Annotated in this window: 11 protein-coding genes and 1 pseudogene; 2 read left to right on the top strand and 10 right to left on the bottom strand. The window is 73.1% G+C overall.

All coding sequences use genetic code 11. The features are described from left to right. Window positions 1-431 precede the first annotated feature (431 nt). The gene (locus G6038_RS28420) at window positions 432-1,913 is read left to right on the top strand and encodes an Hsp70 family protein (protein ID WP_165041962.1); all 1,482 of its coding nucleotides are present in this window, start codon (window positions 432-434) and stop codon (window positions 1,911-1,913) included. Window positions 1,914-1,944: 31 nt separating this feature from the next. Here the strand turns inward: G6038_RS28420 and tsaD are convergent, their stop codons facing one another. Genes tsaD through glmS form a run of 8 tightly spaced genes read right to left on the bottom strand, consistent with a single transcriptional unit; the run spans window position 1,945 to window position 10,355 of the window. Continuing rightward, window positions 1,945-2,985, bottom strand: coding sequence for a tRNA (adenosine(37)-N6)-threonylcarbamoyltransferase complex transferase subunit TsaD (gene tsaD, locus G6038_RS28415; RefSeq protein WP_165041954.1), 1,041 nt, complete (start codon window positions 2,983-2,985; stop codon window positions 1,945-1,947). Then, entirely contained in the window at window positions 2,982-3,476 is a 495-nt protein-coding gene (gene rimI, locus G6038_RS28410) for a ribosomal protein S18-alanine N-acetyltransferase (RefSeq protein ID WP_165041952.1), read from the bottom strand. Before rimI ends, tsaD begins: the two co-directional genes overlap by 4 nt. Then, a complete protein-coding gene (tsaB, locus tag G6038_RS28405) occupies window positions 3,473-4,213 on the bottom strand; it encodes a tRNA (adenosine(37)-N6)-threonylcarbamoyltransferase complex dimerization subunit type 1 TsaB (RefSeq protein WP_165041950.1) in 741 nt (246 codons plus the stop codon). The genes rimI and tsaB overlap by 4 nt, the downstream gene beginning before the upstream one ends. Window positions 4,214-4,243: 30 nt before the next feature. After that, entirely contained in the window at window positions 4,244-4,729 is a 486-nt protein-coding gene (tsaE, locus tag G6038_RS28400; RefSeq protein WP_165041948.1) for a tRNA (adenosine(37)-N6)-threonylcarbamoyltransferase complex ATPase subunit type 1 TsaE, read from the bottom strand. Continuing rightward, entirely contained in the window at window positions 4,722-5,780 is a 1,059-nt protein-coding gene (locus G6038_RS28395; protein ID WP_165041941.1) for an alpha/beta hydrolase, read from the bottom strand. The genes tsaE and G6038_RS28395 overlap by 8 nt, the downstream gene beginning before the upstream one ends. Continuing rightward, the gene (gene alr, locus G6038_RS28390) at window positions 5,777-6,961 is read right to left on the bottom strand and encodes an alanine racemase (RefSeq protein ID WP_165041939.1); all 1,185 of its coding nucleotides are present in this window, start codon (window positions 6,959-6,961) and stop codon (window positions 5,777-5,779) included. Before alr ends, G6038_RS28395 begins: the two co-directional genes overlap by 4 nt. Window positions 6,962-7,020: 59 nt before the next feature. After that, window positions 7,021-8,469, bottom strand: a complete 1,449-nt coding sequence (locus G6038_RS28385) for an NAD(P)H-hydrate dehydratase (protein WP_165041937.1) — start codon at window positions 8,467-8,469, stop codon at window positions 7,021-7,023. A 20-nt stretch (window positions 8,470-8,489) separates the two neighbouring features. Beyond that, window positions 8,490-10,355 carry a glutamine--fructose-6-phosphate transaminase (isomerizing) gene (gene glmS / locus G6038_RS28380; protein WP_165041935.1) on the bottom strand — a complete coding sequence of 622 codons (1,866 nt, stop codon included), beginning with the start codon at window positions 10,353-10,355 and terminating at the stop codon, window positions 8,490-8,492. 97 nt (window positions 10,356-10,452) lie between these two features. On the opposite strand from glmS, the gene G6038_RS28375 reads away from it, so the two are divergent. Then, window positions 10,453-11,298, top strand: coding sequence for a dienelactone hydrolase family protein (locus G6038_RS28375; protein WP_165041933.1), 846 nt, complete (start codon window positions 10,453-10,455; stop codon window positions 11,296-11,298). Here G6038_RS28375 and G6038_RS28370 read toward each other — a convergent pair. Next, window positions 11,271-11,441 (bottom strand): hypothetical protein, encoded by a 171-nt coding sequence (locus G6038_RS28370; RefSeq protein ID WP_165041931.1) that lies wholly within the window; start codon window positions 11,439-11,441, stop codon window positions 11,271-11,273. The genes G6038_RS28375 and G6038_RS28370 overlap by 28 nt on opposite strands. Next, a pseudogene (locus tag G6038_RS31035) lies at window positions 11,438-11,714 on the bottom strand (hypothetical protein); the annotation flags it as partial. The pseudogene G6038_RS31035 and the gene G6038_RS28370, both read right to left, overlap by 4 nt.

The following is an 11,714-nucleotide window of genomic DNA, read 5'->3' as shown; positions in this document are numbered from 1 at the left end:
GAGCTGGGCCTGTCCGCAACCGAGGAGACCGAATTGTGACTATTCGTACCGAGGGAGATTCCCGGCCGGCCCCGCCGCCCAGCAGTCGTCCCGAGGAGCCCACTCCCCCGCCACTCCACTCGCGCCGAGAGTCGGAGGAACGGCTCCGAGCTGGTACAACCTCGGCGACGCCGGCACCGAACCGGCTTCGCCACCGACGTCCGGCGGCCGGTCCGCGGGTGTGGCGCCGAGCCCGCGGCGCGGCCGGACGGACCGGGATCGCCGGTTTTGGACGAGCGCCCGTGCCCACCCGTCTGTTACGTTCGGATAACGGAGACCGAACGCGTGACCATTCGGTGACTTTGCGGCCTCGTCCGCGTCACAGTCCGCCGGTCACGCACGGGAGGGGAACTATGCGCACGTCGCTGGGGATTTCCACCGGAGCTTCCGGAGTGGGCTCAGCCCTCGTCGTCGAGGGGTCCGGGGATCGCACCACCGAATACCGATTTCTCGCCGCCGATCCCGAAGCGGCCGGGGATCTGGGCGACCTCGTCATCGACGCCCTCTCCCTCATGAGCACCCAGATCGACGGACACGCCGTTCCCGACGCCGTGGCGGTGGCCTACCGCACGCCCGAGCACGCCGAGGCGATCCGCTCCGCGGCGGTACGTGACGGCCACATCGTCCACCTCGTTCCGGAGACGACCGCCGTCCTCGCCTACCTGCACAGCACCGGCCTGGTCGACACCGCCGACACCCTCGCCGTCGCCGACCTCGGTGCATCGGGATTCACCGTCTCCGTTGTCGACCGACGGTCCGGATCGGTGCTGCGCTCGGCCCGGACCGGGGACGTCGGGGGTGACGCCGTCCGCGGCCGCGTCTACGATCACGTGCGCCGCCAGGTCAGCCGCACCCGCGGCCGCATTCCGATCGACACCGCCCTGCTGACGGTGCGCTGCCAGGGCGCCCTCGAGACCCTGGGGGCCGCGTCGGCCACCAGGGTCGAACTCGGTGACGCCGGCCCCGCGGTGCCCCTGACCCGCGCCGAACTCGACGAGATGGTGGCCGATCTCGCCGACGCCGCCGCGGCGTTCACGCGACGTATCTGCGGTGGCGCCGATCCGCGGCCGCAGATGCTCGCCCTCGTCGGCGGCGCCGCGGCCATGCCGGCTCTCGCCGGAGCCGTGACCTCGGCTTTCGCGGGGACCGCCGTGACGGTGCCGGAACCGGCCACGGCGGCGGCCCACGGTGCCGCGCTGCTCGCCGCGTCGGCACGCCTCGCGTCGTATCCGCCGGTGGGCGCCTCGGCGCCGACGCCGAGCACCCCTGGAGGCAAGGTCTCCGGCGCGCTCGCCGGGGCGCTGGTCGTCGGTGCGCTCGTCGCCGGCTACGCGACCGACCGGATCGCGTCCGACGACACGCCCGTCTCCCCCGCCGGCACCAGCGACCAGGCCACCACCCAGCCTGCGGCGGCGGTTCCCGACACCGGACACACGCAGATCCCCTCCGAGGATCCCCACGCGGCCGTCACCACGACAGCCCCGGACAACGGTTACGAACGCACGCCCGCGCCGGACCCCTACCCCACCGGGTCGCTACCCCCGACGAGCACCTCGACGACGACCACGGCGCCCAGCACGCCGGAGTCGACCACCACCGACCGGCCCGAGTCGCCCCCGGAGGTCCCGGGCACCGACCGGCCGTGGCAGTTCCCGGGAACCCTGCCGAGCGTTCCGCTGCCGACCGTCCCGCTGCCGACACCGCCCGGTACGACGCCATCCGAGAGCACGACTCCGAGCCCGACGACGTCCGCACCGACGACCGAGTCCGCGCCCGCGGAGACGACGACCGACATCTCCTCGACCACCGCCGCCCCGGCGGAGGGAACGACGAATTCGACCCCGTTGCGCATCGAACCGTCGCCGGTCGGCTGACCCGCGCCGGCCGATCCGTCGCGGTGGACGGTCAGGCCGGTACCTGGGCGATCTCGACCGGCAGTCCGGGGTCGGTCCCGACGGTGAGCGCGGACGGCTGCGCACCCCCGGCGATCAGGTGCGCCCCCAGCGCCGCGATCATCACCCCGTTGTCGGTGCACAACCGCGGCCGCGGAACCCGCAGCGTGATCCCCGCGGCGGCGCAGCGCTCCTCGGCGAGCGCCCGCAAGCGAGAATTGGCGGTGGCCCCGCCCCCGAGGACCAGCGTGTCCACGCCCACATCCTGCGCGGCCCGCACCGCCTTCATCGTCAGCACGTCGGCCACCGACTCCTGGAAACCGGCCGCCACGTCAGCGAGTGGGACGGGCTCGCCGGCCCGCTCGCGCGCCTCGACGAACCGCGCGACGGCCGTCTTGAGACCGGAGAAGGAGAAGTCGTGCCGGGCGTCGCGCGGCCCCGTCATCCCCCGCGGGAACACCACCGCGGTGCGGTCGCCGTCCTGGGCGGCCCGGTCCAGCGCCGGACCGCCCGGAAAACCCAGCCCGAGCAGCCGCGCCACCTTGTCGAACGCCTCGCCGGCCGCGTCGTCGACCGTGGTGCCGAGCTCGACGATCGGCGTACGGCCGAGGTCCTCGACGTGCAGCAGATGCGTGTGCCCGCCGGAGACCAGCAGCGCCACGCACGGCGGCATCGGTCCGTGCTCGATCGTGTCCACCGCGACGTGCCCGCCGAGGTGGTTGATCGCGTAGAACGGCACGTCCCACGCCGCCGCGTAGGCCTTTGCTGCGGCGACACCGACGAGCAGCGCACCGGCGAGGCCGGGCCCGATCGTCACGCACACGGCATCGGGCTTGTCGATCCCGGCCGCGGCGAGCGCCCGTCGCATGGTCGGGACGATCGCCTCGAGGTGCGCGCGGGACGCGATCTCCGGGACGACGCCGCCGAACCGGGCGTGTTCGTCGACGCTGGAGGCCACCTCGTCGGCGAGCAGTTCGAGCGTGCCGTCGCCGACCCACCGGACGATGCCGACGCCCGTCTCGTCGCACGAGCTCTCGATGCCCATCACGATCACGACTGTGACTCCTTCCGCCGGTCCGGCCGGCACATGGTGTACGCGTCGGCGCCACTCGGCTGGTAGTACCGCTTCCTGGTCCCGACGACCTCGAAACCCTCCCGGCGGTACAGCGCGATCGCCGCGTCGTTGTCGGTGCGCACCTCCAGGAACACAGGGCCGCCCCAGGTGTCGGCCACCCGCAACAGCTCGGCGAGCAGCGCGCCACCGACGCCACGCCGCCGCTGTTGCGGGTCCACACCGATGGTGTGGACCTCGGACTCCGGATGAATACCGGTGCCGAGACGGGCGAGACCGGCGTAGCCGATCAGCCGGCCTTCGTCGTCGCGGGCGGCGACGTAGTGGTTCTGCGGCGCCGCCAGCTCGGCGCGGAACGCGTCGGCGCTCCACGGGTCGTCACCGGGGAACAGGATCCGTTCCAGCTCGGCGCACCGTGCGACGTCGGACAGCTGCAGCGCGTCGACGAGGGGAAGCGGGTCGCGGGTGCTCATTTCTTCTTCCGGTCCGCCGTCTCCACCGCATCGGGCCGGCGCAGGTAGAGGGGCACCAGGGGCTCGGGCTCCACCCCGGCGAGCAGGTCCGCGACGGCGACGGCGACCAGACCCGCCGGCGACGGTGTGGTCACCGGATGCGCGGGCAGCTCGAACAGGTCGGTGTGCGGGCGGGATCCGGCGATCCGCACCGACGGCTCCGCCTTCAGCTCCGCCGGCTTGCACACGCCCGGCCCCTCGACGCGGTGGCCACCGGAGTACCGCGCCCAGTACACCTCCCGGCGCCGGGCGTCGGTGACGACGAGCAGATCGCCGTCATCGTCGGCACCGCCGCCGGAGGCGGCAGGATCGGCACCGCCGCCGGAGGCGGCAGGATCGGCACCGCCGTCCGTGCCGTGGACGTCGGCCGCGATCGCGTCGAGGCTGCACACGCCGTGTACCGGCACGCCGAGGGCGTCGCCGAAGGCCGAGGCGGTCGCCATGCCGACGCGCAGGCCCGTGAACGGGCCTGGGCCGACACCGACGACGACGGCGTCGAGGTCGGCCGGCGTGTGGCCGGTGGACGACAGGCAGTCGAGGATCTGCGGAGTCAGCACCTCGGCGTGGGCGCGTGGATTGTCCGTGACCCGCACGGCCAACGTCTCGATGTCGACGTCCCCGGGTTCACCGCGGTCGTCTATCCGGACGAGACCTGCGGTGACGGCGGGGGTGGCGGTATCCACGGCGAGAACGAGCACGAGTATCCAGAGTACCGCCGAGCGCGGCGGTCACCCCACCCAGGACCAGGTGGCGGTGCGCACGTCCGAGTCCGGTTCGCGGCGCAGCCGCACCCGCAGGTGCCGGTCGGTCAGCGTCTCGACCAGCCCCTCACCCCATTCCACGACGACCACGGCGGCGGTCAGGTCGGTGTCGAGGTCCAGGGCATCGAGTTCGTCGAGGGCGCTCGGTCCGTCTCCGAGGCGGTAGGCGTCGACGTGGATCATCCCCACGGGTTCGCCGCCGGCGCGATCGCCGGGTCGATGCTCGCGCGCGATGACGAAGGTCGGCGAGGTGACCCGGCCCTGTACTCCCAGGCCTGCGGCGATGCCGCGGGTCAGGGCGGTCTTCCCGGCACCGAGCGGACCGTCCAGGACGACGAGATCACCAGCGTGCAGTTCGACTGCCAGACGCCGGCCCAACGCCTCGGTGTCCTCGACCGTGGGAAGCTCGGCACACTGCTCGGTGCGTGTGCCGGTGGAGCGATCGTCACCCAATTGCGGCGCGCCTCCTGCCGGCGTGGTGGGCGAACCCCCGCTGGATGAGCCGGTCCAGCGCACCGACGACGACCTCGGGGAACTCGAGCTGGACCAGGTGCCCGGCGCCGCGGACCCGCTTGAGCTCGACGTCCGGCAGTGCCGCCGCGAGCTCCTCGGAGCCGGAGAACGGGATGATCATGTCGGCGTCCCCGCACAGCACCAGGGCGGGGACCTGTCCGAGCACCGGCAGCGCCGCGGACTCGTCGTGCAGTTCGAGGGTGCGCAGGAAGTTCACGATGGTCAGCACCGAGGTCTCCGCCAGCATCCGGTCGGAGAATTCCACCAGCTTCGGGCTGACCACCGTCCCGTAGGACGCGGCGCGCAGGATCGGCGCGATGATCGCCTTGGCGGCCCCGCGGGCGTACTGCACCACGCCCGGCGCGGTGCGGGCCAGGTGCCGGAACGCGTCGAGCACCGGGTTCTCGAGGTTGCGGCCGATGCCGGTCTTGGTCAGCCCGGCCGCGGTGGTGGCGAGCAATCCGACCCCGACGATGCGTTCGTCGAACAGCTCCGGGCGCTGTGCGGCCAGGGCGATGGTCGTCATCCCGCCCATCGAGTGCCCGACCACGACCACCGGGCCGGTGGGGGCGACGGTGTCGATGACGGTGCCCAGATCGCGGCCGAGCTGGGCGATGGTGCAGGACTTCGACGTCGACACGGCGGATTCCCCGTGACCACGCTGGTCGTAGAAGACCATTCGCACGTCCTTGCCCCACCGCTCCTGCAGGTGACGCATCTGCAGATGCCAGGACTGCATGCGCAGGCAGTACCCGTGCACGAACACGATCGTGAGCGGCGCCAGGGCCGAACCCACCTCCCGAACGGCGAGGTCGACGCCGTCCTCGGTGCGCACGGTGTGCTTGGGCAGCGCGAGCATCGCGTCGAAGTCTTCCTCGCCGTAGATCTCGTGCGCGGGCAGGCCCGCGGTGCGCACCGCGTACAGCCCCGCGCTCGAGCCGAGCGTGGCCAGGCTCGCACCCAACAGCCCCAAACTGCCCAACACCGTCATCGCTGCTCGCCTCCTCCGCCACCCACGTAGGTGCGGACGGTGCGCCCGCCCACGCCGGTGACCACCTCGTAATTGATGGTGTCCAGTAGGTCGGCCCACTCCTGCGCGGCGGGTTCGCCGTGGCTACCGTCACCGAAGAAGAACGCGGTATCGCCTTCTTTTACTCCGCCTCCGTCCGGTCCGAGATCGACCACGACCTGGTCCATGCACACGCGGCCGAGCTGCGGTCGGCGGCGCCCGCCGAGCTGCACCTCGAACCGGCCGCTGAGATTGCGCCGGATTCCGTCGGCGTACCCCATCGGCAGCAGGGCCACGGTGGTGTCGGCGGGCGCCACCCAGCGATGCCCGTAGGACACCCCGGACCCTGCAGTCACCTTCTTCACCAGCGCCACCCTCGTTCGCAATGTCATCGCGGGCCGGAACCCGAAGTCCCCGACCTCGGGGATCGGGGACAACCCGTACATCGCTATACCCGGTCTGATCATGTCAAAACGCAGGTCGGGGCGGGTAACGGTCGCTGCCGAGTTCGACAGGTGCACCACCTCGGGCTTCATGCCGTGGCGGCTCAGATCGGCGACGGCCTCGCGCAGCCGGTCTCGCTGGCAGTCGATCTCGGGGTGGTCGAGTTCGTCCGCGTGAGCGAGATGGGAGAAGGCGCCGCGCAGCCGGATCGCGCCCTCCGCCCGGGCCCGGCCCAGATCCCGCAGGAACGCCGGCCATTCGTCCCGTGCCACGCCGTTGCGGTTGAGGCCGGTGTCGATCTTCGCGGTGAGCACCGCGGTCACACCCGTCTCTCGAGCCGCGGCGACGATCGACGCGAGATGCCGCGTCGACGACACCCCCAGCTCGACGCCGGCGGCGATCGCCGGCGCGAAGTCGGCGTCGACGGTGTGCAGCCACGACAGCACGGGCGCGTCGATCCCGGCGCGGCGCAGCTCGAGCGCCTCGGTCAGGGTCGTCACCCCCAGCTCCCGCGCGCCGGCGGCGAGCGCGGCCCGGGCCACCGGGACGGCACCGTGGTTGTAGGCGTCGGCCTTGACCACGGCCATCACCGCCGCCTCCCCGGCGAACTCACGCAGCCGCCGCACGTTCTCCGCCACGGCGTCGAGGTCGATCAGCGCCTCGGCCTGCGGCAGGTCGTGGTGGAGGTGGTTGCGGGGTCGGGGTTCGGCCGTGGTCATGAATCTCGATCCTGCCACTGCGGCCGAAGTGGCCCGCAGCACGGTGGCAGGTGTCGGGATCACGATTCGGCCATGCCCCGTAGGCTCCGCACCGCCGCGGGCACCCGATCCAGGATCGCGGTCGCCGAAGTGGGGGCGGCCCGACCGGGCTCACCACCGCGAGCGGCGAGATCCGCGGCGGTGGAATGGGCGCGCGCCCCCGCCGCGGCCGCGAGGTCCGGGGCCATCCCCGCGGACATCAGGGCCCCGATCATCCCGGACAGCACGTCGCCCGCGCCGGCGGTGGCCGCCCACGACCCGCCCGCCTCGTTGACGAACACGTGCCCGTCCGGGTTCGCGATCAGCGTCGACCGGCCCTTCAGCAGTACGTGCACCCGCCAGTCGGCGGCCAGTGCCCGCACGGCCGCTACCCGGTCCGGCTCGGGCCGGCGCCCGGTGAGCCGCGCGAACTCCCCGGCATGCGGTGTCAGCAGCGTCGGTGCCCGTCGGCCGCGGACCAGTTCCGGCTGCCGCGACAGCAGCGTCAGCCCGTCGGCATCGACGAGGACGGGAAGATCGGTGGCCAGCACGTCGCGCAACATGTCGGCCGCCTGATGGTCGGTGCCGCCGCCCGGCCCGATCACCCATGCCTGGACGCGGCCCGCCTCGGCGAACGACGGCGCGGCCACCACCTCGGGGAACCGGGCCAGCACGACGGGGGCGGCGCTGCCGGCGTAGCGGACCATGCCGGATGTCGCGGCCACCGCTCCGCCGGCGCAGAGCACGCCGGCGCCCGGGAACCGGGCGCTTCCCGCGACGATGCCCACGACGCCCTGGCTGTACTTGTCGTCGTCGGCGCCCGGGACCGGCCAGATTGCTCCGATCTCGGCGGGCTCGGCCGTCACCATGCACGGCGGCGGCAGCTCGAGGCCGATGTCGACGAGCTCGACCCGCCCGCACCGGGTGGGCGCGAGGGCGTGGACCGGCTTGTAGGCGCCGAACGTGACGGTCACGGCCGCAGCGACGGCCGGCCCGTCGACGGCGCCGGTGTCCGGGTCGACGCCGCTCGGAGTGTCCACGGCCAGGATCGGGGCGGTGATCTGCTCGACCACCGCGGCCGCGGCCGGGCGCAGCGGGCCCCGCCCCGAGATGCCGACGACGCCGTCGAGCACGAGGTCCGGGTCACCGATCCGGTCCGGATCTGCCGGTCCGGCGCGTCCACCGGCGGCGCGTAGCGCCGCCAGTCCCGCCCGGTGCGCCCGCTCGGGGTCGAGGAGCAGCGCCGTGACCGCGGCCCCGCGCCGGCGCAGGAACGCGCCCGCCCACAGGGCGTCGCCGCCGTTGTCGCCCGATCCGACGAGCAGGGTCACGCCACGACCGGCGACGGCGCCGGTGCGCGAGCGCAGTTCCGCCGCCGCGACCCGGGCGAGCCCGAACGCGGCGCGGCGCATCAGCGTGCCCTCGGGCAGGGCGGCGAGCAGGGGCGCCTCCGCCGCCCGCACCTGCTCGCACGGGTAGTAGCTGCGCATCGGGCCTCCCGCCGGGGTCGCTATTCCACGGTCACGGACTTGGCGAGGTTGCGTGGCTTGTCGACGTCGTAGCCGCGCGCCTGGGCGACCTCGGCGGCGAACACCTGCAGCGGCACGGTCGACAGCAGCGGCTGCAGCAACGTCGGCGCGGCGGGGATCTCGATGAGGTGGTCGGCGAACGGGCGCACCGCCTCGTCGCCCTCCTCCGCGATCACCACGGTGCGGGCACCGCGGGCCTGGATCTCCCGGATGTTGCTCAGCAGCTTCGAGTGCAGCACCGCCCGCCCCTTCGGCGACGGCATCACCACGATCACCGGCAGCCCGTCCTCGATCAGCGCGATCGGGCCGTGCTTGAGCTCGCCCGCGGCGAAGCCCTCGGCGTGCATGTACGCCAGCTCCTTGAGCTTGAGCGCACCCTCGAGCGCCACCGGATACCCCACGTGCCGGCCCAGGAACAGCACCGTCGACGACGCCGCCAGCTCCCGCGCCAGGCGCCGCACCGGCTCGACCGTCTCGAGCACCCGCGCGATCAGGTGCGGCATCGCGGCCAGATCGGCGTACTCGCGGGCCACCTCGTCCGGGTACTTGGTGCCGCGGGCCTGCGCCAGCGCCAACCCCACCAGGTAGTTCGCGGCGACCTGCGCCAGGAACGCCTTGGTCGAGGCCACCCCGATCTCCGGGCCGGCCCGGGTGTAGAGCACCGCGTCGGCCTCCCGGGGGATCTGCGCGCCGTTGGTGTTGCACACCGCCAGCACCCGCGCCTTCTGATCCTTCGCGTGCCGCACCGCCTCGAGGGTGTCGGCGGTCTCCCCGGACTGCGAGATCGCCACCACCAGCGTCGACCGGTCCAGCACCGGATCCCGGTACCGGAACTCGCTGGCCAGCTCCACCTCCACCGGCAACCGCGTCCAGTGCTCGATCGCGTACTTGGCCACCAGACCCGAGTGGTACGCGCTGCCACACGCGACGACGAACACCTTGTCCACGTCGCGCAGCTCCTGATCCGACAGTCGCTGCTCGTCGAGCACGATGCGGCCGCCGGCGAAGTGCCCGAGCAGCGTGTCGCCCACCGCGGCGGGCTGCTCCTCGATCTCCTTGAGCATGAAGTAGTCGTGGCCGCCCTTCTCGGCGGCCGCCAGATCCCAGTCGATCTCGAACGGACGGGTCACCACGTCGGTGCCGCCGTCGAAACCGGACACCTGATACCCGTCGGCGGTGATCACCACCACCTGGTCCTGGCCCAGCTCCACCGCGTGCCGGGTGTGCTCGATGAACGCGGCCACGTCCGAGGCCACGAACGTCTCGCCGTCGCCGACGCCGACGACCAGCGGCGTCGACCGGCGCGCCGCGACGATCGTGCCCGGATGGTCGGCGTGGGTGAACACCAGCGTGAACGCCCCCTCGAGCCGGCGCAGCACCGACAGCGCACTGGCCTCGAAGTCCCCCGCGGTCGGCCCGTCCGCATACGCCCGGGCCACCAGATGCACCGCCACCTCGGTGTCGGTGTCGCTGGCGAACTCCACCCCGGCCTTCTCGAGTTCCACCCGCAGCGGCGCGAAGTTCTCGATGATGCCGTTGTGCACCACCGCCACCTTCCCCGACCCGTCCCGGTGCGGATGCGCATTGCGGTCGGTGGGACGACCGTGCGTGGCCCACCGGGTGTGCCCCATGCCGGTGGTGCCGGCGAAGTGCTCCACCCCCACTTCGTCGAGCTCGGCCTCGAGATTGGCCAGCCGGCCCGCCTTGCGCTCGACGGCCAGGCCGCCCCTGCCGTCCAGGACCGCCACACCGGCCGAGTCGTAGCCCCGGTACTCCATCCGCCGCAGTGCCTCCACCACGACATCGAGAGCCGGGCGATGCCCGACGTACCCCACGATTCCGCACATGGTTAGCAGGGTACTGGTCCGCGACCCGCCGGTAACAACTCGTCCACGTCCCGGCGGGTGGCACGCTCGAAGCTGATCATCGGCTAACGTTCACGCCGTGGCGGCGAAACCGAAATCCCTGGCCCAGCGGCTCTCGAAGCGCGGACCGCACACGGTGCTGCGCGGCAACCTCGCTCTCGCAGGTCAGCCGGGCATCGTCCACACCCCCGCCGAGGGCTTCGGCCTGCCCGCCGTCGCGTTCGGCCACGGCTGGATGACCGGCCTCGACAAGTACTCGGCGCTGTTCGAGCATCTCGCCTCGTGGGGCATCGTCGTGGCCGCTCCGAGCACCGAACGCGGGCCGATCCCGTCGCACCTGGGCCTGGCCGCCGACCTCGGCACCACCCTCGACATCTGCGTGGGCGTGCGCCTGGGCACCGGCCGGATCAGCGTGCACCCCGACCGTCTCGGCCTGGTCGGCCACGGCATGGGCGCGGGAGCTGCCGTACTCGCGGCGTCCCGGCGTGACGTGGCCGCCGTCGCCGCGCTCTACCCGGCACCGACGTCACCGCCGGCCTCGGCCCTGGCCGCGCGTGTGCACGCGCCCGGGCTCGTGCTCGCCGCCGAGAAAGACCTCGGCTCGATGGGCAGCGATGCCGTCGCCGTGGCCCAGGCCTGGGGCGGCGAGGTGCTGATGCGGTCCGTCCACAAGGCCACCGACGACGGCATGATCGAGGGCCGCCGCCTGCTCGCCTTCCTCGGTGTCGGCGGCGCCCAGCGCAACACCCAGAAGGTCACCCGGGCGCTGCTCACCGGATATCTGCTGTACCGGCTCGCCGGCGACAAGACCTACGCACCGTTCGCCGACCCCGAGGCCGAGCTTCCCGGCTCCGAGGTGCTCACCGAGCCCGACGCGATCGACCGCGAGCTCGGCACTCAGATCAACCAGCTGCTCGGGCGATAGAACGCCTCTTCGACGGCCGGCGCCGGCACGGGCGCCGCGTCGGCGGCGAGTTCACGGGGCTCCCGGAGGCGCCGCAGGTTCCCGAGCCGGCGCTCGACCGCCGACCGGTGCTCGGCGACGATGCGCTCGAACGGTCCGGTCACAGCGGCCCCGCCTCCGCCAGGACCACGCCGTCGACAGGCTCCTCCCCGGCGCGCACTTCGCCGCTCTCACCTGCAGGTTCCGCCGTCGCGGGCCGTCGGGCGGGGGTGTCCGCCCGCGTGTCGGGTATCCCGGCCGGCGCGGGTCCGAGCGCTCCGCCGTCACCGGGTTCGTCCGGTCGCCGCGGCTCGTCGGACGGTGCGGGCAGTGCCGGCGTCCTGTCCTCGCCCGAACCGGCGCCGGGTGGGTCGAGGTCCGCTCCCGCGCCTTCGGAG

The organism is Rhodococcus sp. 14C212, assembly GCF_011058195.1.
Taxonomy (GTDB): Bacteria; Actinomycetota; Actinomycetes; order Mycobacteriales; family Mycobacteriaceae; genus Rhodococcus; species Rhodococcus aetherivorans.
This window is presented reverse-complemented; position numbering and strand designations above follow the sequence as displayed.

Bases quoted from the DNA above. Each gene is read 5' to 3' on its own strand.
- rimI (WP_165041952.1), bottom strand. From the start codon at position 3,476: ATGAGCACCCGCGACCCGCTTCCCCTCGTCGACGCGCTGCAGCTGTCC.
- G6038_RS28395 (WP_165041941.1), bottom strand. From the start codon at position 5,780: ATGACGGTGTTGGGCAGTTTGGGGCTGTTGGGTGCGAGCCTGGCCACG.
- alr (WP_165041939.1), bottom strand. From the start codon at position 6,961: ATGACCACGGCCGAACCCCGACCCCGCAACCACCTCCACCACGACCTG.
- G6038_RS28385 (WP_165041937.1), bottom strand. From the start codon at position 8,469: ATGCGCAGCTACTACCCGTGCGAGCAGGTGCGGGCGGCGGAGGCGCCC.
- glmS (WP_165041935.1), bottom strand. From the start codon at position 10,355: ATGTGCGGAATCGTGGGGTACGTCGGGCATCGCCCGGCTCTCGATGTC.